This window comes from Mycobacterium sp. NGS19 (genome assembly GCF_059813155.1).
This window is the reverse complement of sequence record NZ_JCALEB010000001.1, coordinates 607,654-626,837: the sequence shown is the minus strand read 5'-3', so window position 1 is coordinate 626,837 and position 19,184 is coordinate 607,654. Positions and strand designations below refer to the sequence as shown.

The following is a 19,184-nucleotide window of genomic DNA, read 5'->3' as shown; positions in this document are numbered from 1 at the left end:
ACATGCAGATCGCAGTGACAGGTGGCACCGGCTATCTCGGCGCCCACACCGTCCGTGCGCTAGTCGAGGACGGTCACGCCGTTCGACTGCTCGTCGCACCCGGTGAAGAATGCGGGGGGCTGGTGAACCGCCTGCGAGAGCTGGGTGACGTCACGCCGCTGGACGGTGATGTCCGCGACGCGCAATCCATTGACCGGCTTCTCGACGGCTCCGACGCCGTGCTGCACGCCGCCGGCGTCGTCGGCACAGACAACCGGCGCGCCAAATTGATGTGGGAGATCAATGCCTATGCGACCGAGACGATCCTGACGCGGGCGGTCGAGCGGGGGCTGGACCCGATTGTTTCGGTGAGTAGCTACAGTGCGCTGTTTCCGCCGCCTGACAAGGTGATTGGACCTGACAGCCCTCCTGTGACAGGTCGGACGGCCTATGGGAAGACCAAGGCGTACGCCGACCGGGTTGCCCGGCGCCTGCAGCATGCCGGGGCGCCGGTGGTCATCACCTACCCATCGAGCGTGGTGGGGCCTGCGTTCTGCAGCGGACCCGGCGTGACCGAAAGCGGATGGGCGCCGATCGTAAGAGCCGGGATTGCACCGCGATTGCGCGGCGGAATGGCGATGGTCGACGTTCGCGACGTCGCGGAGGTCCATCGCAGAGTGATGCAGCCGGGTCGAGGGCCTCGGCGCTACCTGTGCGGCGGAAGATGGTCGCGTTCGACGACATGATCACCGCACTGGAAAAGGGGACCGGTCGGCGTGTGAAGCGGATTCCCTTGCGCACGAGTGTGTTTCGCGGCATTGGACGGTGCTGCGACATCGCCAGCCGGTTCGTGCCGGTGGGTGCCGGGTTGAGCTACGAAGCGGCTCTGCTGCTGACCGCGGCCATCCCTACCGACGACTCGGCGACGCTCACCGACCTCGGCATCGAATGGCGTTCGCCCGAGGAGTCAATTGTCGAGTCGCTGCGCAGCGGACGCAGTGATGGCCGTCCTCAATAGTTCAGCGATCCGCTCGTACAGCGCATCGGTGTCGTCGTCGGTGGCTACCGACGTAAGGAACAGCGCCGCGCCCGCAGCCATCGCAAGCACTGCCCGTGCGTCGAGATGCGCCTCGCGGCGCTGGTCGTGCCCCACGGCATCGACGTCGGCGACGAACAGCTCCACCGCAGGCCCGCTGAACGACAACCACAGCGACCGTCGCAACTCCTCGTTGTCTTGCAGCGCCAGAAGCAATCCCGGCACGGCGGCCTTCACGTCCGGGCGGCTGAACAGCTCATGACTGCCGCGGACCACCCAGTCGATCCAGCCCGCCACGTCGGTTCCGTCGAACGGCGTGAGATCCGGTGACTCACCGAGAATTGCATGCAGGACCAGGGCGGCCTTCGACGGCCACCGCCGGTTCAGGCTTGCCCGGCCGACACCCGCCCGCGCCGCGATCAGCCGCACGCTGAGCCGATGCCATCCGACCTCGACCAGCAACTCGCGCGTCGCTGCCAGGACCCGATCGTCGATAGAGGAATCGCGTGGCCTGCCTCTGGTACCGGTGTCCCGTTCCACCAAGCCATTGAACAGCAGAAGCGCGCAGGTTCTACCGCACGATCTCCCACACCGGGTCGTCGCATTGGACGCCTTGCGCCGAAAGCTGCCGTTTGAGCACTTTGAACGTGTGCGTGCGGGGGAGATCTGTGCTGATCCGCACGAACGACGGCCACTGCTTGGGTCCCAGATCGGGCTGGTCCGCGAGGAACTCGCGGAACGCTTGCGGGTCGAATGCCGCGCCGTCGCGCAACACCAGCGCTGCCATCACCTGGTCGCCGACGTCGCGGGCCGGTATCGGATACACCGCGGCCTCGACGACATCCGGGTGGCGCAGCAGCACGCGTTCTATCGGTGCGGCGCCCAGATTTTCGCCGTCCACCCGCATCCAGTCGCCTAGCCGGCCCGCGAAGTACACATAGCCGGCTTCGTCGCGGTACGCCAAATCGCCACTGTGGTACACGCCGCCGGCCATCCGCTCGGCATCGGCATTCGGGTCGTTGTAGTAGCCCTCGAATCGGCCTGCGCCTGAGATGTTGACCAGCTCACCGGTTACCCCGGGCGGGCACGGCTCGCCGGTGTCGACGTCGACGATCTCGACGCCGTCGGGCAGCGGCCCCAACGACCCAGCTGGTGTGTCAGGAGTCCGCGCGATCGCCACCCCGCCTTCGGTCGAGCCGAATCCGTCGACCACCAGCGTGCCGAAGCGGCGGGCGAACCGCTCGATGTCACGAGGTGCACCCTCGTTGCCGTACACCACGCGCAACGGGTTGTCGGCGTCGTCGGGACGTTCGGGGGTGGCGAGCACATACGACAACGGCTTGCCGACGTAGTTTGCGTACGTCGCACCGTATCGGCGGACGTCAGCCAAGAACTGCGACGCAGAAAACTTGCGGCGCAACGCCATTGACCCGCGGCACGCCAACGCGACCGACCATCCGACGAGAACTGCGTTGGAGTGGAACAACGGCATCGACACGTAACACACGTCAGCGGGGCCCAGGCCGAAGCGCTCGGTCATCGTGACACCGGCGATCGCCACCTTTCCGTGACTGCAGATCACCGCCTTCGGGTCACCGCTGGTGCCCGACGTGTAGATCAACATGAACGGATCCGACGGTTTCGCGGTCTGCGCGACCACCGGTGCATCCGCGAACTTCTCGAGTTCGATTGCCCACTCGGCGGAGTCGACGTCGACGTAGTCCGTGTCGCCCAGACCCTCGGCCAATGCGGAATCGGCAAGTACCAGTTGACAGTCCGCATGACGGACATCGCGGTCCAGAGCGGCGCCGCGGCGCACCGGGTTCAGCCCCACCGGAACGATCCCGGTGAGCGCCGCTGCGAGGAGCACCGACGAGAAGAACGGCGTGTTCTGAAGAAGCACACCGACATGCGGCGCGCGGGTCGGATCGAGACGCGCATGCAGTGCCGCGGCTACCGCGGCGCCCTGCTGAATGTGGTTGCGCCAGCTGATGAACTCGTCTTCGAAGAACACTCCACGGTCGTCGACCTCGACGAGCGGAGTCACCAGCTCGGTGACGGTCGGAAGCTCGTCGGTCACGCGGTCACACCGGCGTGTCGGCCAGCTCGCGGCCAATCCGGCGCAGTTGGCCTGTGGCGGAACCGATCCCGAACTCGATCTGCTTGGCCACCAGGAAGTAGCGGTGCACGGGATGGTCGATGTCGATTCCGACGCCGCCGTGCACATGCACGGTGGTGTGCGCGATGCGATGGCCGGCGTCGGCCGCCCAGAACGCGGCCGTCGCCACCTCGACGTCCGCGGGCAGGCCTTCGGACAACCGCCACGCCGCCTGAGTGAGCGTCAGGCGCAGTCCTTTTACGTCGATGTAGCCGTCGGCGAGACGTTGCGCCACCGCCTGGAAACTCCCGATCGGCCGGTTGAATTGCTCGCGCGTGCGCGCGTATTCGGCGGTCAGCTCCAGCGACCGCTCCAAGACCCCCAGCTGATACGCGGCGCGGCCCAGCGTGGCCAGCGTGGTGAGCCAGTCGACGGCGTCCGTGCCGCCGGCTGCCCGGCCCGCGTCGACTTCGACGCCGTGCAGGTCGAGATGTCCGACACTGCCCTGCCCGGTGGTCTGCAGTGCGGTCACCGACACGCCGGGGTCAGACGATGCGACGAGGAAAACCCCTGTGCCGGAATCGGTTTCGGCGGGCACCAGGAATGCGTCGGCCACGGGAGCGTAGTTCACCTGGGTGCGGGTGCCGGTGAGCCGGTAGCCCGCTCCGCTCGGCGTCGCCTGCACTGGCCCCTCACCCATCTCGGCGTCGAGTGCCACGGTGATGATCTTCTCGCCGGAGATGGCAGGCACCGCCCACGCCTGCTGTAGGTCGCTGGTGCCGAATTGCGCCAGGGCACCGGCCCCCAGCACCACCGACTCCAGGTACGGCACGGCCGCCAGCTGCCGGCCCAGCGCTGTCAGCACCGCAGCCTGCTCCAGCACCCCGAAGCCACCGCCGCCCAATGGTTCCGGCGCGGCAGCGCTGAGGACGTCAGCGTCGATCAGTTTCGACCACAGTTCGCGGTCGAGCCGTTGCTCCAAGCCGTCGAGGTCACGCTGATGCTCGGGTGTGCACACCGCCTCGGTGATGGTGCGTACCAGCCCGGCGAGATCGTCGGCGGCTTCGGTTTGCGAGAAATCCATGACGTCCTCTCAGCGATCCACTCGAGGCAGGCCCAGCGCCACCATGCCGATGATGTCGCGCTGTATCTCGTTGGTGCCGCCGCCGAAGGTCAGGATCAGGCAGGCGCGGTGCATCCGCTCGACGCGTCCGCGCAGCAGCGCGCCGGGGGAGTCCTGGCGCAGCGTCGCGGCCGTGCCGAGCACTTCCATCAGCAGCCGGTAGGCCTCGGTGGCCAGTTCGGTGCCGAGCACTTTCGCCGCCGACGCGTCTGCCGGTGACGGCGCAGCCTCCCCCGCGGAGGCCAGTTCCCAGTTGATCAGCTTGAGCACCTCGGCCTTCGCGTGCACTCGGGCGAGGTTCAGCTGCACCCACTCAGAGTCGATCAGCCGCGACCCGTGCACGTCCTTGGTGTTCTGCGCCCATTCGCGAACGGCGTTGAGCGCCAAGAAGATCGGCTGCGCCGATACCAGTGCGACCCGCTCGTGGTTGAGCTGATTGGTCACGAGCTTCCAGCCGCCGTTCTCCTCGCCGACCAAATTGGTCGCAGGCACCCGAACGTCTTGGTAATACGTGGCACTGGTGTCCGGCCCGGCCATCGTGTGCACCGGCGTCCACGAGAAGCCGGGTGCATCGGTCGGCACGATCAGCACCGAGATCCCTCGGTGCTTCTTGGCTTCCCGGTTGGTGCGCACGGCCAGCCACACGTAGTCGGCGTACTGGATCAGGCTGGTCCACATCTTCTGGCCGTTGATCACGTAGTCGTCGCCGTCGCGGACGGCGGTGGTGCGCAGCGCGGCCAAGTCGGTACCGGCACCCGGCTCCGAATAGCCGATCGAGAAGTGGATCTCGCCCGCCGCGATCTTGGGCAGATAAAAACGCTTCTGCTCGTCGGTGCCGTACGCCATGATCGTCGGCGCGACACTGTTGATGGTCAGAAACGGCACCGGTGCGCCGGCGATCGCGGCCTCGTCGGTGAAGATCAGCTGATCCATCGCCGAGCGGGCCTGCCCGCCGTACTCCTTGGGCCAGCCCAGCGCCAGCCAGCCGTCGCGCCCCATCTGCGCGACCGTCTCCCGGTAGACATTGCCGGACCCGTATTCGCCCGACGTCATGGACAGCGCTTCGGTGCGCTCCGGTGTCATGAGCTTGGCGAAGTACGACCGCAGCTCGCGGCGCAACTCCTCCTGCTCAGGGGTGTAGCTGATCCGCATCGCGTCGTCGTCCTTCGTCGTTGACAACCGCCGGGCCGCTACCCCGGCGTATTCCTGGTTGTAACACGTTCTAGTCTTGCGGTCCAGGCATGGTTTCCGCCAGCTGCGCGCCAGCCTGGTCCGTATTGTGGGTGCTGCGCTAAAACGGCAGTGCCCAGGTGATTGCGAGGAGGTTGTCGTGCGGGTTGAAGTGGACCGCGATCGCTGTGAAGGTAACGCGGTGTGCGTGGGAATCGCGCCAGACCTATTCGATCTCGACGACGAGGACTACGCGGTGGTGAAGAAGGATCCGGTGCCGGCCGACGAGGAGAACCTGGCCGAGCAGGCGATCGCCGAATGCCCCCGCGCCGCGTTGTTGCGGAAGGACTAGAGGTATTCATAACTTGAGCGCATCTGAGGGGCATGAGGCTGGCCGTCAGGCCGATCAGTTGACCGATCTGTCCGGTCGCGTCGCGGTGATCACCGGTGCCGCGGCCGGCCTGGGTCGGGCCGAAGCGATCGGGCTGGCCCACGCAGGCGCAACCGTGATCGTCAACGACCTGGCCGCGGCGCTGGACGCATCTGATGTGTTCGACGAAATCAAGGCTGCGGGCAGCAAGGGTGTCGCGGTGGCCGGCGATGTCGCCGAACGGTCGACCGCCGACGAGATGGTGTCCGCCGCTGAGCGTGAAGGCGGCCTCGACATCGTCGTCAACAATGCCGGGATCACTCGCGACCGGATGCTGTTCAACATGACCGACGAGGACTGGGACCTCGTCATCAGGATTCATCTGCGTGGGCATTTCCTGCTGACCCGCAACGCCGCCGCGTATTGGCGGGCGCGCGCCAAAGAGGCGGGCGGGCAGACCTGGGGCCGGCTCATCAACACCTCGTCGGAAGCCGGCCTGTCCGGCCCGGCCGGACAGGCCAATTACGGAGCCGCCAAGGCCGGCATCACCGCGCTGACGCTGTCCGCGGCCAGGGCGCTGCGCCGCTACGGTGTGTGTGCCAACGCGATCTGCCCGCGGGCCCGCACCGCCATGACTGCCGACGTGTTCGGCGAGGCACCCGCGGACGCCGACATCGACCCGCTGTCGCCTGACCATGTGGTCACGCTGGTGCGTTTCTTGGCCTCACCGGCTGCCGAAGCGGTCAACGGGCAACTGTTCATTGTCTACGGGCCGTCGATCACGCTGGTCGCTGCGCCCACCGCCGAGCAGCGGTTCACCGCCGATGGCCCAGCCTGGGCAGCGGACGAACTCAGCGCCACCTTGCAGAAATACTTTGCTGACCGGGATCCTGAGCTGACGTTCGCGGCGACCCAGCTGATGGGAGGCCGATAATGACGCCACCGTCAACCGACGGCACCTTGACACCTAGAACACGTTCTAGAGATCTAGCTCACAGCAAGCTTCGAACAGGAAGAGTATGGAGCTACGGTTACTTTCTCCCATCTTTGACTCCCCGAACTTGTTCTAGTTAGTATGATCCGGCTCACACAGCCTCGCGTCCTGTCGGGGGGTGGGAAAAGCGCCGCGCCAGCCAATTCACCGGCTTCGCCCGTGAGCAGTGATCTTGCCCGCACGCCCGGGAAAGGGGGCCGAGTGAAGGATCAGCTCGCGGTTCCGGCTCGGGCCGTGGGCGGCTTCTTCGAAATGTCTGGCGCCACGCTGCGGGCGGCTTTCCGCCGGCCGTTTCAGTTCCGCGAGTTCCTCGAGCAGATGTGGATGATTGCCCGCGTGTCACTGGTGCCGACGCTGCTGGTGGCGATCCCATTCACGGTGCTGGTCGCCTTTACACTCAACATCCTGCTGCGTGAGATCGGTGCCGCTGACCTGTCCGGGGCCGGCACTGCGTTCGGAACGATCACCCAGCTGGGGCCTGTGGTCACCGTACTGGTGGTCGCCGGGGCCGGCGCCACCGCGATCTGCGCAGACCTGGGCGCCCGCACCATCCGCGAAGAGATCGACGCGATGCGCGTACTCGGCATCGACCCGATCCAGCGGCTAGTGGTGCCACGCGTGCTGGCGTCGACGTTGGTCGCGCTGCTGCTCAACGGGCTGGTGTGCGCAATCGGCCTGTCCGGCGGCTACGTGTTCTCGGTGCTGCTGCAAGGCGTCAATCCCGGCGCCTTCATCGACGGACTCACAGTCTTGACCGGCCTAGGCGAGCTGGTGCTCGCCGAGGTCAAGGCGCTACTGTTCGGCGTCTGCGCGGGCCTGGTGGGCTGTTACCGGGGGCTGACCGTGAAGGGCGGCCCGAAGGGCGTGGGTAATGCGGTCAACGAAACCGTGGTCTACGCGTTCATCTGTCTGTTCGTGATCAACGTCCTGATGACCGCGATCGGCGTCCGAGTGCTGGCCCGGTAACCATGAGCTACGACGTAACCCTGCGGCTGCGGCGCGTATTGACCGGCGTCCCCAATGCCGTGGACACCTTTGGCGAGCAGGCGCTGTTCTACGCAGAGTCGCTTCGGTGGATTCCCAACGCTGTCACGCGCTACCGCAAGGAAACGGTCCGGCTGATCGCCGAGATGACGCTGGGCAGCGGTGCTTTGCTGGTGATCGGAGGCACCGTGGGCGTGGCGACGTTTTTGACCTTGGCCTCTGGCGGGGTCATCGCGGTGCAGGGCTTCTCGTCGCTCGGCAACATCGGCATCGAAGCGCTCACGGGGTTCTTGTCGGCGTTCCTCAATGTCCGCATCGTCGCGCCGGTGATCGCGGGGATTGCGCTGGCCGCCACCATCGGCGCGGGCACCACGGCGCAATTAGGTGCCCAGCGGGTCTCGGAAGAGATCGACGCGTTCGAGGCCATGGCGATTCACTCCGTGTCGTACCTGGTGTCCACCCGGATCGTCGCAGGGTTGATCGCGATCGTTCCGCTCTACTCGCTGTCGGTGCTGGCGGCGTTCTTCGCGGCTCGCTTCACCACTGTCTATATCAATGGGCAGTCAGGCGGCTTGTACGACCACTACTTCAACACGTTTCTGATTCCCACGGATTTGCTGTGGTCGTTCTCGCAGGCGATCGCCATGTCGATCGCGGTGATGCTGGTGCACACCTACTACGGCTACAACGCGTCCGGGGGGCCGGTGGGAGTCGGCATCGCGGTGGGGCAGGCGGTGCGTACGTCGCTCATTGTGGTTGTAGTGATTACTTTGTGCATTTCTCTCGCCGTGTACGGCCCGTCCGGTAATTTCAACCTTTCCGGATAGAGGGGGAAGATGGCGAATTCCGGGTCACGTACGCGCTCCGTCAGGATCGCGGCCGCAGTGTTGGCGACCGTGATCGTGGCTTTCGCCGTGCTGACCTACCTCGCTACCACAGCCGCTTTCACCTCCACCGATACCGTGACCATCACGTCGCCGCGCGCCGGCCTGGTGATGGAGAAGGACGCAAAGGTCAAGTACCGCGGAATCCAGATCGGCAAGGTCAAAGACATCGCGTACTCGGGCGACCAGGCCAAATTGACGGCCGCAATCGACAGCGGTCAGATGCGCTACATCCCGTGGAATGCCGACGTGCGCATTGCCAGCAACACGATCTTCGGCGCCAAGTCGGTGGAATTCATTCCGCCGCCGAAGCCTTCGGGCAAATCGCTGCAGCCCGGCGCCACCGTGCACGTCTCCTCGGTGCAGCTCGAGGTCAACACGTTGTTCCAGACGTTGGTCGAGCTGCTGCACAAGATCAACCCGATCGACTTGAATGCGACTTTGTCGGCGGTCGCGGAGGGGTTACGTGGCCGGGGTGATGACGCCGGCGCCACGCTGTCGGGCCTGAACCAGTTCCTGGCCAAGATCAATCCGAAGATGCCGACGCTGCAGTCGGACTTCCAGCAGGCCGCTGCGGTGGGCAACATCTACGGCGACGCCGCACCCGACCTCGCCACGGTGATCGACAACGTGCCCACCATCAGCAACACCATCGTCGAAGAGCGGGACAACCTCAACGCAACGTTGCTCGCGGCAACGGGATTGGCGGACAACGGAACTGCCACGCTCGAGCCTGCGCAGGAGGACCTGATCGCTGCGCTGCAGCGGTTCCGCGTGCCGCTCAAGGTACTCTCGGACTACTCGCCGGAGTTCGGCTGCATCGTCCAGGGCATCAAGCAGGCGATCGACCAGTTCAACCCGGCCATCGGTGGCACCCGCCCCGGGCTGTTCACGTCGTCGAACTTCCTCCTCGGCGTACCGGCGTACACCTACCCCGAGAGCCTGCCCATCGTGAACGCGACGGGCGGTCCGAACTGCCGAGGCCTGCCGAAGATACCCACCAAGCAGTTCGGTGGGTCCTGGTTCAAGGCACCTTTTTTGGTCACCGACAACGCCTACGTCCCCTATGAGCCGTTCACCGAGGTGCAGGTGGACGCACCTTCGACGCTGCAGTTCTTGTTCAACGGCGCATTCGCAGAGCGGGACGATTTCTAGTGTCGGGGCAACGCGAAGTTCTCCTGAAGGTCAGCATCTTCGCTGTCGTGATGCTGCTGGTGACCGCTGGCCTGGTGGTGGTATTCGGGCAATTCCGGTTTTCGTCGACCAACACCTACCACGCCGTCTTCGAGAACGCGTCTAGGCTCAAGGGCGGCAATGACGTTCGCATCGCCGGCATTCCGGTCGGCAGCGTCAAGGACCTCAAGCTCAATCCGGACAACAAGGTCGAGGTCACCTTCGCCGTCGACAAGCGTTATCAGATGTACACGTCCACCAAGGCCGTGATCCGCTACCAAAACCTCGTCGGTGACCGATACCTCGAAATCACCTCCGGTCCGGGAGAGTTGCGAAAAGTGCCGCCGGGCGGCACAATTCAGCACACCGAGCCGGCGCTCGATCTCGACGCACTGCTCGGCGGGTTGCGCCCGGTGCTGAAAGGGCTCAGCGGCGACAAGGTCAATCAGATCAGCAATGCGATCATCGAGCTGCTGCAGGGCCAGGGCGGCGCGCTGGCAGACCTGCTGTCCAGCACCGGTTCGTTCAGCCGGACCCTGGCGGACCGCTACCAGGTCGTTTCTGATGTGATCCACAATCTCAACACCGTGCTCACCACAGTTGACCAGAAAAGCGCCCAATTCAACGAAAGCATCGACCAGTTGCAGAAATTGGTGACCGGACTGGCCGAAGGCCGTGATCCGATCGCCGGTGCGCTTAACCCGCTGGCCTCGGCTGCGTCAGATCTGACTGACACACTTCGGAATTCGCGCCGCCCGATCCAGGGTGTGCTGGAGAATCTGCGGCCGCTCGCGACGGAAATGGACAACCGCAAGGACGAGATCAACCGAGTGGTCGATCCGCTCGCCGAGAACTACCTGCGGCTGAGCGGCCTTGGCGCCTACGGCGCGTTCTTCAACATCTTCTATTGTTCGACACGTATCAAGATCAACGGGCCGTCGATAGGGCCGCCGGGAACGCCCGGCGCGACGCCTTCGGACAGCGACATGCTGATACCTGTGGGTGCTGCCCCAGACCCGTCGAAGGGCAGGTGCTCGGATAATGGGTGAGGGCCGCAATCCACTTCGCACCGGAGTCATCGGCATCGTGCTGGTGGTCAGCGTCGTGCTGGTCTCCTTCGGCTACAACAAGCTGCCGTTCTGGCCGCAAGGCAAGACGTACGAGGCGTATTTCACCGACGCCGGCGGGATCTCGCCCGGCAACAGTGTCAACATCTCGGGACTTGCGGTGGGGCAGGTGAAAAGCATTGCGCTGGCCGAGGATGTCGCGAAGGTGACTTTCACCGTCGATCGTAAGATCAAAGTGGGCGACCAGTCGTTGGTGTCGATCAAGACCGACACCATCCTCGGCGAGAAGTCGCTGGCGATAACGCCTGCCGGCCGGGGGTCGTCCACCACGATCCCGCTGAACCGCACTACCACGCCGTACACCCTGAACAACGCGCTTCAGGATCTCGGACAAACGGCCAACGATCTGGACAAGCAAAGGTTCACCCACGCCCTCGGGTTACTGACGGAATCGCTGCGCGACGCGACGCCGCAGCTGCGCCAAGCGCTCGACGGCGTTGCGGCGCTGTCGCGCAGCATCAACGCCAACGACGAGGCGCTCGCGCAGATGCTCGAGCGTGCGCGCTCTGTCACCAAGGTGCTGGCCGACCGGGCGGGTCAGGTGAACCAGCTGGTGGTCGACGGCAACCAGCTGTTCGCCGCGCTCGATGAACGCCGCGCCGCCATCAGCACATTGATCTCCAGCATTCAGCCGGTGTCTGAGCAGATTTCGGGATTCGTCGCCGACAATCGCCGCGAGTTCGGTCCGGCGTTGCGCAAGCTCAACGCGGTGCTCGACAACCTGCTGCAGCGGCGTGACCACATCAGTGAGGCGCTGCGGCGACTTCCGCCGTACGCCACCACACTGGGCGAGGTGGTGGCGTCGGGGCCGGGCTTCCACGTCAACCTGTACGGCCTGCCACCGCCTCAGCTCACAGAAGTCTTGCTGGACTCCTACTTCCAGCCCGGCAAGCTGCCCGACAGCCTCGCGGACTACTTGCGCGGCTTCATCTCGGAGCGACTGATCATTAGGCCGAAGTCGCCATGACGGCACAGATTGCATCCCGTCGGCCGAGGTGGGTCCGCTACGTCCTGGTCGCCGTGTTGGTGGTCGTACTGGTCGCGGGCATCTATTTTGTGTGGCCCGGCCGGAAGGGCCACAAGGTCATCGGCTACTTCACGTCGGCCGTCGGACTCTACCCCGGTGACGACGTCCGCATCGTCGGCGTGCCGGTCGGCAGTGTGGAGTCCATTGAGCCGCAACCGCAGTCGGTCAAAGTTACGATGTCGGTGAAGGATGGCGTGAAGGTTCCGGTGGACGCCCACGCCGTGGTCATGGCGCCTAACATCGTGTCTGCTCGCTTCATTCAGCTCGCTCCTGCCTACAAGAGCGGGCCGATGATGGCCGATGGCGCGACGATCGGGCTGGATCGCACTGCGGTGCCGGTGGAATGGGACGAGGTGAAGTCGGAGCTGACCAAGCTCAGCGCTTCCCTTGGGCCACAAGCGGGGTCGATGCGGGGCCCCCTCAGTGAGTTCCTCAACCAGGCCGCCGACACGTTCGACGGCAACGGCGAATCGTTCCGTCAGGCGCTGCGTGAGCTGTCACAGACCGCCGGCCGGCTCGGCGATTCCCGCACGGATCTCTTCGGCACCGTCAAGAACCTAAAGATTTTGATCAATGCGCTGTCGCAGAGCAACCAGCAGATCATGCAATTCAGTGGGCATCTGGCGTCGGTGTCGCAGGTGCTCGCTGACAGTTCGACCAGCCTCGACAACACGCTCGGCACTTTGAACCAGGCACTGGAGGATGTGCGCGGATTCCTGAGCGAGCACAACTCTGTGCTGATCAGCCAGATCGACAAGCTGTCTCAGCTCACCAAGCTGTTCTCGGACCAGTCCGAGGACATCGAGCAGATTCTGCACGTCGCGCCGAACGGTTTGGCCAACTTCTACAACATCTACGATCCCGCGCAGGGCGCCGCAACAGGGCTGCTATCACTGCCGAACTTCGCCAACCCGGTGCAGTTCATCTGTGGTGGTGTGTTCGAGGGCAACTTCTACGTGGACAACATCAAGCGGACCGAGATCTGCCGCGAGAGAATGGCGCCCGTGCTGCGCCGGCTTGCAATGAACTACCCGCCGCTGCTGTTCCATCCAATCAACACGATGACTGCGTACAAGGGTCAGATCCTCTACGACACCCCGGCGACCGAAGCCAAGGCCAAGACGTATCTGCCGTATTTGCAGTGGGTTCCGGCCGAGGGCCGGACTCCGCCGCGCATCGGCGACACCGGTCCGGGCACGCTGATGTTGCCGCCGAATGTTGCGCCGGGGCCGCCGCCGCCGGCACAGCCGCAGTTTCTGCAACCCGGAGGGCCGCCGCCGGGGCCCCAAACGTCACCTCCGCTGCCCGGCCCGTCATCGCCGGATTCCGGTGCGCCCTATCCGGCCGAAGGTGTCGCGCCGATGCAGCCAGTGGCGCCCCCACAGCCGGGGGCCGGCGGATGACGCGAAAAGTTCTGCCGCTCAGCATGTCCCGCACGGTGCTGCCAGGGCTGTCCCGCAAGCTGCGCCGCGGTGGCGTGCGCACTGTCGCCCTCGGTTCGGGGATGGTGCTGCTGGGCGGATGCCAGTTCGGCGGCCTGAATTCGCTGAGCATGCCGGGTACGGCCGGCCACGGTCCCGGGGCCTACAGCATCACCGTCGAAGTTCCCGACGTGGCGACGATGCCGCAGAACTCGCCGGTGATGGTCAACGACGTGACGGTGGGCAGCGTGTCCGGCGTGACGGCCGTACAGAGGCCGGACGGCAGTTTCTATGCGGCAGTCAAGCTTTCGCTGGACCAGAACATCAAGCTGCCGGCCAACGCGGTGGCGCGGGTGGCGCAGACGTCTCTGCTGGGTTCCCAGCACGTCGAGCTGGCTGCGCCGATCGGGCAACGACCGGTTGGTCAGCTCAAGGACGGATCGAAGATCACGTTGGCCAACGGCAGCCGCTACCCGACGACCGAAGAAGTGCTGTCGGCGCTCGGGGTCGTGGTGAACAAAGGCAATCTCGGCGCGCTCGGCGACATCGCCGACGAGGCATACGCGGCCGTCGCCGGTCGCCAGGGGCAGTTCATTGATCTGATCCCGCGGCTCGCCGAGTTCACCGCTGCGCTGAATGCGCAAACTAACGACATCATCGCGACCGCGGATGGGCTCAACAGACTGGCAAGCACGTTGGCCGCCCACAAGGACAGCCTCAGCCGAGCGCTCGACACCCTGCCTGCCGCATTGAAGGTGCTCAACGACAACCGCAAGAACATCGTCGACACGTTCGCGGCATTGCAGAGCTTCGCGACGGTGGCGGCACACGTACTGTCCGAGACAAAGGACGACATCGCGGCGGACTTTAAGGACCTGTACGCGGTGATCAAACCGATCAACGACAACAGGGCCGACGTCATCTCGGATTTGGACCTCTTGCCAACCTTCCCGTTCACCACCCGCTATCTGCGCCGAGCCGTCCGTGGCGACTACCTCAACGTGTTCGTCACCTTCGACCTCACCATCCGCCGGCTCGGCGAGTCCATCTTCACGACGTCGTTCTTCGACCCGAACATGCAGCACATCAACGAGGTGGTCAATCCGCCGGACTGGCTGATCGGGTCGTTTGCGAACCTCAACGGCCAAGCGGCTGATCCGTTCAAGATTCCGCCCGGTACCGCCTCCGGGCAAGAGGTGCCACCGAGTTGATACTTGATCGATTGGCGCGTATCCAGTTGACGATCTTCGCGATCGTCACCGTCATCTGCGTCGGCGCGATCGCCGTGTTCTACCTCCACGTGCCGGCCCGGTTGGGCATTGGTGCCTACAACATCACGGCGGACTTCAAATCCGGTGGCGGGCTTTACAAGAATGCCAACGTGACCTACCGCGGTGTCACGGTCGGACGCGTGGAAGCGGTGTCGCTGACCGATGACAGCGTCGAGGCCCACATGCGGCTCAACACCAAATACAAGATCCCGGACAACGTCACCGCCACCGTCAAGAGTGTGTCGGCGGTCGGTGAACAGTACGTGGATTTGGTGCCGCCGAAGAACCCGTCCAAGAGCGGCCTGCACGACGGATCGCGCATCGAGCAGGACCGCACCTTCATCGGCCAGGACGTCGAAGGACTGCTGAAGGAAGCAGACCGGTTGGTGAGCAGCATCAGCAACACCCGGCTGCAAGACCTGTTACGCGAAACGTTCAAGGCGTTCAACGGCACCGGCCCCGAGCTGGCCCGGCTCATCCAGTCGGCGCGCCTGCTGGTCGACGAGGCCAACGCGAATTGGCCGGATACCGAGCAGCTCATCGACCAGGTCGGACCATTCCTGCAGGCGCAAATCCGCAGCGGCGACGACATCCGGTCGCTGTCTGACGGGCTGGCCCGATTCACCACTGAACTGCGCCAAGCCGATCCGCAGTTTCGTGCAGTGCTCACCACCGCGCCGGGCGCGGCCGGCGAGGCCAGCAACACGTTCGCCGGCATCCGGCCGTCGTTCCCTGTGCTGGCCGCCAGCCTGGCCAACCTCGGTCGCGTCGGCGTCATCTACAACAAGTCGATCGAGCAAGCCTTGGTCATCTTCCCGGCGCTGATAGCGGGGCTGGTGACCAGCGGCGGTGGTGTCCCGTACGACGAAGGCGCCAAGCTGGACTTCAAGATCGACCTCGGCGACCCGCCGCCGTGCTCCGTGGGCTTCCTGCCGCCGCAGTTCATCCGGCCACCGGCGGATCAGACCGTCCGTGACCTTCCGAAGGACATGTACTGCAAAGTGCCGCAAAACGATCCGAGCGCGGTGCGCGGAGCGCGGAACTATCCCTGCCAGGAATTCCCCGGCAAGCGAGCCCCGACGATCCAGCTGTGCCGCGATCCTCGCGGGTACGTTCCCCTCGGGAACAATGCGTGGCGTGGCCCGCCGGTGCCCACCGGGACACCAGTGACCGATCCGCGAAACGTCTTGCCGCCTAATAAGTATCCGTACATCCCGCCCGAAGCCGATCCGGATCCGGGCTACCCCGTGCCGCCGGGTGCGCTGCCGCCCGGCGCGCAGCCCGGGCCTGGCCCGGCGCCACATCAGCCGTGGCCGGTGCCACCGCCGCCAAACGACAACGGGCCGCCACCTCCGCTGACGGCATGGGTGCCGCCTGCGCCGTATCCGGATGCCTGGCCGCCGCCAGCCAACCCGCAGCCACCGCCGCTGTCGCCGGGGCCCTATCCGCCGGTGGTGCCGCAGCCTGGGCCGGCACCGGCGCCGCCGCCGCCGCCGAATCCCGAGGTGCTTCCTCCGGGACAGGTGGCACAGCCCGGGGCCAGCGGTGTTTCATACAGCACCTACGACCAGCACAGCGGCAAGTTCGTCGACGCGCATGGGAACACCGCGATATATGCGCCCGGCGCCGACCGACTGCGCCCCCAAGAGAAGTGGGTAGATCTCATGCTCGATCCGAGGCAGACCTAGTGACGACCCGCGAAACCTCCACCGCGACGCCGGTGCGCCGTCGTGCGGTCCGGCCGGCCGGACCTGCCGCCAGTACGCCGGCGGCGACGACCACCGTCCGGGTTGACAAGCAGGTCGATGAAGCACCCAAGCCGCGCAAGCCGAAACGTACGCCGCGCCGGCCCGCGCATCGGCGGCTTGTGGCGGCGGTGGCGTCCGCGGTCGTCATCGTCGGCATCCTGGCTTTGGGCAGCCTGGTGGGTCTCATGTTGCGGCAACAACACCAGGCGGAACTGGTGCAGGCCCGCTACCAGCGATTCGTCGACACCGCCACCCAGACGCTGGTGAATATGTACACGTTCAAACCGGACAGCGTCGAACAAAGCGTCGACCAGTTCTACGGCCAGATCAGCGGTGGACTGCGCGACGAATGGGCACGCAATGATCACATCGCGAACCTGAAAGCCTTCTTGCGTGGCACTGGCCACAGCTCCGAGGCGGTGGTCAACGGGGCAGCGCTGGAGAGCTTCGACTCCGTGAGCAACGATGCCACCGTGCTGGTTTCGATGAGGATCACCCAAAGCGACAGGGACGGCAACAACATGCCGTCGAAGCCGATGCGCTGGCGGGTTGTGGTCCACCAGGACTTCGATACGGGGAAGATGACCACCACCGACATGAAGTATCCCGACGGGGGCAGTTGATGCGCTGGCTCGTCACCGGATTGGTGAGTATGCTCGCCGCTGCGTTCGTCGCGCTCGCCGGTGCGGGAGGCTGGCTGTACTGGAACCGGGTGGAGCTGCGCGCCGAACAGCAAGCGCGCGAGGAACTTCCGCCGCTGGCGAAGGTCCAGGTACCCAAGATTTTCGGCTACGACTTTCAGACAGTCGAGCGCGCCCTCGACAACGCCTACCTGATGTTCACACCCGAATTCCGGCGGCAGTTCCGAGACGAGGCCAACAAGGACATCATCCCCCAGGCGCGGGACCGTCAGATGGTGAGCCAGGTCAACGTCGTCGGTGTGGGAGTAATGGAGGCGCATCGCAATTCCGGCGCGGTGATGGTGTACCTGAACCAGACCTGGACCGACAAATCACGGCAGCCGCTATACAACGGCAGCCGAATCCGGGTGGATTACCAGCGCGTCGACGGTAAGTGGCTGATCAACTCGATCAAAGTCCTCTAAGACTCCAGCCGCCCGGCCAGGGCGTCCAAAAATGAGCGCGCCCAGCGGTCGACGTCATGGGTCAGCACCTGGCGGCGAAGCGCGCGCATCCGTCGGCGGCCGTCCTCCGGGGACTGGTTCAGCGCCGCCTCGATGGAATCCTTGACTCCCTCCAAGTCGTGCGGGTTGACCAGGTAGGCTTGGCGCAATTCGTTTGCGGCGCCGGTGAATTCGCTGAGCACCAGCGCACCGCCGAGGTCGCTGCGGCAGGCCACGTACTCCTTCGCCACCAGGTTCATGCCGTCTCGCAGCGGCGTCACCAGCATGACGTCGGCGGCCACATAGAACGCGATGAGCTCGTTCCGCGGCACGGGGCGGTGCAGGTAGTGCACCACCGGGTGGCCGACTTCGCCGTATTCACCGTTGATGTGGCCGACTTGCCGTTCGATGTCTTCGCGCAGCACCTTGTAGCTTTCGACGCGTTCGCGGCTGGGCGTGGCCAGCTGAACGAACACGGTGTCGTCGCGCTTGGCGCGGTCCTCAGCGAGAAGTTCCGAAAATGCTTTCAGGCGAACGTCGATGCCCTTGGTGTAATCCAGCCTGTCGACACCGAGCAGCACTTTGCGCGGGTTGCCCAGTTCTGCCCTGATCTGCTTGGCGCGTTGGCGGATGCTGCGTTCGCGGCCCTTGCGGTCGAGTTCAGCGGAGTCGATCGAGATGGGGAATGCGCCCACGCGCACTGTGCGGGAGCCGCATTCGACTTCACCGAATCTCGAACGCACACCGACGGATCCGCGGGAGGTGTTGGCGCCCAGCAGCCGCCGGGCCAGGATCAGGAAGTTCTGTGCGCCCCCGGGCAGATGAAAGCCGACCAGATCGGCGCCCAGCAGCCCGTCGACAATCGCTGTGCGCCAAGGCATTTGCATGAACAACTCGACCGGCGGGAACGGGATGTGCAGGAAGAACCCGATCGTCAGGTCCGGGCGCAGTTCGCGCAGCATCTTGGGCACCAGTTGGAGTTGGTAGTCCTGCACCCACACCGTGGCGTTCCGCGCCGCGGCACGCGACGTGGCCTCGGCGAAGCGCCGGTTCACGTCGACGTAGCGGTCCCACCACTCCCGGTGGTACATCGGTTTGACGATCACGTCGTGATACAGCGGCCACAGTGTCGCGTTCGAGAAGCCTTCGTAGTATTCGGCGACGTCGTTCTCGCTCAGAGAAACCGGATACAGGTGCACGCCGTCTTGATAGATGGGTTCCTCGTCAGTGCTGGGAACGCCGGGCCAGCCGATCCAGGCGCCGCTTCGCCGGCGCAGCAGCGGTTCCAGCGCGGTGACCAGCCCACCGGGGCTGCGTTTCCAAGCGGTGGTGCCGTCGGGCAGGCGCTCCATGTCGACGGGCAGCCGGTTGGCCACCACGACGAACTCTGAGCCCGTTCCGCGTCCGCTGGTCGTGCCGGCATCGTCCGCCGACGGACTCATCTATGACTCGTTCTTCGCGGGTCCAATGCCGAGCATCGAAAGGAAGATCCGGCACTCGTCGGCGTCGGTCGCGTACGCCGCGACCACCCGACGCGCCTGGCGAGCGGTGCTGTCAGCCAACGGTTCCACGTCGCCGATTTCAGCTGGGTCAGATTTTGCGGGCATACGACAACTCTATGCGAAGGCGGCCCTCGGCTAGGCGGCTCCGGGCTGG

General features: G+C 65.2%; 18 protein-coding genes and 1 pseudogene. 13 read left to right on the top strand and 6 right to left on the bottom strand.

Annotation, left to right across the window (positions count from 1 at the left end):
* The first annotated feature begins 2 nt into the window (after positions 1 to 2).
* Positions 3 to 997: pseudogene (locus AC5Y4N_RS03235) on the top strand (NAD-dependent epimerase/dehydratase family protein).
* On the opposite strand, the gene AC5Y4N_RS03230 reads toward AC5Y4N_RS03235, so the two are convergent.
* From AC5Y4N_RS03230 to AC5Y4N_RS03215, 4 genes are read right to left on the bottom strand one after another with little or no spacing between them, the layout of a single operon-like run.
* Positions 947 to 1,555 (bottom strand): helix-turn-helix domain-containing protein, encoded by a 609-nt coding sequence (locus AC5Y4N_RS03230; protein ID WP_499907042.1) that lies wholly within the window; start codon positions 1,553 to 1,555, stop codon positions 947 to 949. The pseudogene AC5Y4N_RS03235 and the gene AC5Y4N_RS03230 overlap by 51 nt on opposite strands.
* Positions 1,556 to 1,586: 31 nt before the next feature.
* Complete coding sequence (gene fadD17 / locus AC5Y4N_RS03225) at positions 1,587 to 3,095, bottom strand: long-chain-fatty-acid--CoA ligase FadD17 (RefSeq protein WP_499907040.1); 1,509 nt, start codon at positions 3,093 to 3,095, stop codon at positions 1,587 to 1,589.
* A gap of 4 nt (positions 3,096 to 3,099) precedes the next feature.
* Positions 3,100 to 4,197: an acyl-CoA dehydrogenase family protein gene (locus tag AC5Y4N_RS03220; protein WP_499907038.1), complete on the bottom strand. Its 1,098-nt coding sequence runs from the start codon at positions 4,195 to 4,197 to the stop codon at positions 3,100 to 3,102.
* A gap of 9 nt (positions 4,198 to 4,206) precedes the next feature.
* Complete coding sequence (locus AC5Y4N_RS03215; RefSeq protein WP_499907479.1) at positions 4,207 to 5,388, bottom strand: acyl-CoA dehydrogenase; 1,182 nt, start codon at positions 5,386 to 5,388, stop codon at positions 4,207 to 4,209.
* A 178-nt stretch (positions 5,389 to 5,566) separates the two neighbouring features.
* On the opposite strand from AC5Y4N_RS03215, the gene AC5Y4N_RS03210 reads away from it, so the two are divergent.
* From AC5Y4N_RS03210 to AC5Y4N_RS03155, 12 genes are all read left to right on the top strand, one after another.
* Complete coding sequence (locus AC5Y4N_RS03210; RefSeq protein ID WP_499907035.1) at positions 5,567 to 5,758, top strand: ferredoxin; 192 nt, start codon at positions 5,567 to 5,569, stop codon at positions 5,756 to 5,758.
* Between the two features lie 58 nt (positions 5,759 to 5,816).
* Complete coding sequence (locus AC5Y4N_RS03205) at positions 5,817 to 6,710, top strand: 3-oxoacyl-ACP reductase (RefSeq protein WP_499907477.1); 894 nt, start codon at positions 5,817 to 5,819, stop codon at positions 6,708 to 6,710.
* Positions 6,711 to 6,971: 261 nt separating this feature from the next.
* The gene (locus tag AC5Y4N_RS03200) at positions 6,972 to 7,736 is read left to right on the top strand and encodes an MlaE family ABC transporter permease (protein ID WP_499907033.1); all 765 of its coding nucleotides are present in this window, start codon (positions 6,972 to 6,974) and stop codon (positions 7,734 to 7,736) included.
* 2 nt (positions 7,737 to 7,738) lie between these two features.
* On the top strand, positions 7,739 to 8,581 hold the full coding sequence (locus tag AC5Y4N_RS03195) for an MlaE family ABC transporter permease (RefSeq protein ID WP_499907031.1): 843 nt from the start codon (positions 7,739 to 7,741) through the stop codon (positions 8,579 to 8,581).
* A 9-nt stretch (positions 8,582 to 8,590) separates the two neighbouring features.
* Positions 8,591 to 9,793, top strand: a complete 1,203-nt coding sequence (locus AC5Y4N_RS03190) for an MCE family protein (RefSeq protein WP_499907029.1) — start codon at positions 8,591 to 8,593, stop codon at positions 9,791 to 9,793.
* Positions 9,793 to 10,860: an MCE family protein gene (locus tag AC5Y4N_RS03185; RefSeq protein ID WP_499907027.1), complete on the top strand. Its 1,068-nt coding sequence runs from the start codon at positions 9,793 to 9,795 to the stop codon at positions 10,858 to 10,860. Before AC5Y4N_RS03190 ends, AC5Y4N_RS03185 begins: the two co-directional genes overlap by 1 nt.
* The gene (locus tag AC5Y4N_RS03180) at positions 10,853 to 11,905 is read left to right on the top strand and encodes an MCE family protein (RefSeq protein WP_499907025.1); all 1,053 of its coding nucleotides are present in this window, start codon (positions 10,853 to 10,855) and stop codon (positions 11,903 to 11,905) included. Before AC5Y4N_RS03185 ends, AC5Y4N_RS03180 begins: the two co-directional genes overlap by 8 nt.
* Positions 11,902 to 13,368 (top strand): virulence factor Mce family protein, encoded by a 1,467-nt coding sequence (locus AC5Y4N_RS03175; RefSeq protein WP_499907023.1) that lies wholly within the window; start codon positions 11,902 to 11,904, stop codon positions 13,366 to 13,368. Before AC5Y4N_RS03180 ends, AC5Y4N_RS03175 begins: the two co-directional genes overlap by 4 nt.
* Complete coding sequence (locus tag AC5Y4N_RS03170) at positions 13,365 to 14,597, top strand: MCE family protein (protein ID WP_499907020.1); 1,233 nt, start codon at positions 13,365 to 13,367, stop codon at positions 14,595 to 14,597. The genes AC5Y4N_RS03175 and AC5Y4N_RS03170 overlap by 4 nt, the downstream gene beginning before the upstream one ends.
* Entirely contained in the window at positions 14,597 to 16,345 is a 1,749-nt protein-coding gene (locus AC5Y4N_RS03165) for a virulence factor Mce family protein (protein ID WP_499907474.1), read from the top strand. The genes AC5Y4N_RS03170 and AC5Y4N_RS03165 overlap by 1 nt, the downstream gene beginning before the upstream one ends.
* Positions 16,345 to 17,028, top strand: coding sequence for an Rv1363c family protein (locus tag AC5Y4N_RS03160; RefSeq protein WP_499907018.1), 684 nt, complete (start codon positions 16,345 to 16,347; stop codon positions 17,026 to 17,028). The genes AC5Y4N_RS03165 and AC5Y4N_RS03160 overlap by 1 nt, the downstream gene beginning before the upstream one ends.
* Complete coding sequence (locus tag AC5Y4N_RS03155; RefSeq protein WP_499907016.1) at positions 17,028 to 17,510, top strand: mammalian cell entry protein; 483 nt, start codon at positions 17,028 to 17,030, stop codon at positions 17,508 to 17,510. The genes AC5Y4N_RS03160 and AC5Y4N_RS03155 overlap by 1 nt, the downstream gene beginning before the upstream one ends.
* On the opposite strand, the gene AC5Y4N_RS03150 is transcribed toward AC5Y4N_RS03155, so the two are convergent.
* Entirely contained in the window at positions 17,507 to 18,970 is a 1,464-nt protein-coding gene (locus AC5Y4N_RS03150; RefSeq protein WP_499907014.1) for an alpha,alpha-trehalose-phosphate synthase (UDP-forming), read from the bottom strand. The two genes, AC5Y4N_RS03155 and AC5Y4N_RS03150, sit on opposite strands and share 4 nt — an antisense overlap.
* Positions 18,971 to 19,135: a hypothetical protein gene (locus AC5Y4N_RS03145; protein ID WP_499907012.1), complete on the bottom strand. Its 165-nt coding sequence runs from the start codon at positions 19,133 to 19,135 to the stop codon at positions 18,971 to 18,973.
* Positions 19,136 to 19,184 lie beyond the last annotated feature (49 nt).

Coding starts and splice junctions, on each gene's coding strand:
- AC5Y4N_RS03220 (WP_499907038.1), bottom strand. CDS start 4,197: ATGGATTTCTCGCAAACCGAAGCCGCCGACGATCTCGCCGGGCTGGTA.
- AC5Y4N_RS03215 (WP_499907479.1), bottom strand. CDS start 5,388: ATGCGGATCAGCTACACCCCTGAGCAGGAGGAGTTGCGCCGCGAGCTG.
- AC5Y4N_RS03195 (WP_499907031.1), top strand. CDS start 7,739: ATGAGCTACGACGTAACCCTGCGGCTGCGGCGCGTATTGACCGGCGTC.
- AC5Y4N_RS03190 (WP_499907029.1), top strand. CDS start 8,591: ATGGCGAATTCCGGGTCACGTACGCGCTCCGTCAGGATCGCGGCCGCA.
- AC5Y4N_RS03180 (WP_499907025.1), top strand. CDS start 10,853: ATGGGTGAGGGCCGCAATCCACTTCGCACCGGAGTCATCGGCATCGTG.
- AC5Y4N_RS03175 (WP_499907023.1), top strand. CDS start 11,902: ATGACGGCACAGATTGCATCCCGTCGGCCGAGGTGGGTCCGCTACGTC.
- AC5Y4N_RS03170 (WP_499907020.1), top strand. CDS start 13,365: ATGACGCGAAAAGTTCTGCCGCTCAGCATGTCCCGCACGGTGCTGCCA.
- AC5Y4N_RS03155 (WP_499907016.1), top strand. CDS start 17,028: ATGCGCTGGCTCGTCACCGGATTGGTGAGTATGCTCGCCGCTGCGTTC.
- AC5Y4N_RS03150 (WP_499907014.1), bottom strand. CDS start 18,970: ATGAGTCCGTCGGCGGACGATGCCGGCACGACCAGCGGACGCGGAACG.
- AC5Y4N_RS03145 (WP_499907012.1), bottom strand. CDS start 19,135: ATGCCCGCAAAATCTGACCCAGCTGAAATCGGCGACGTGGAACCGTTG.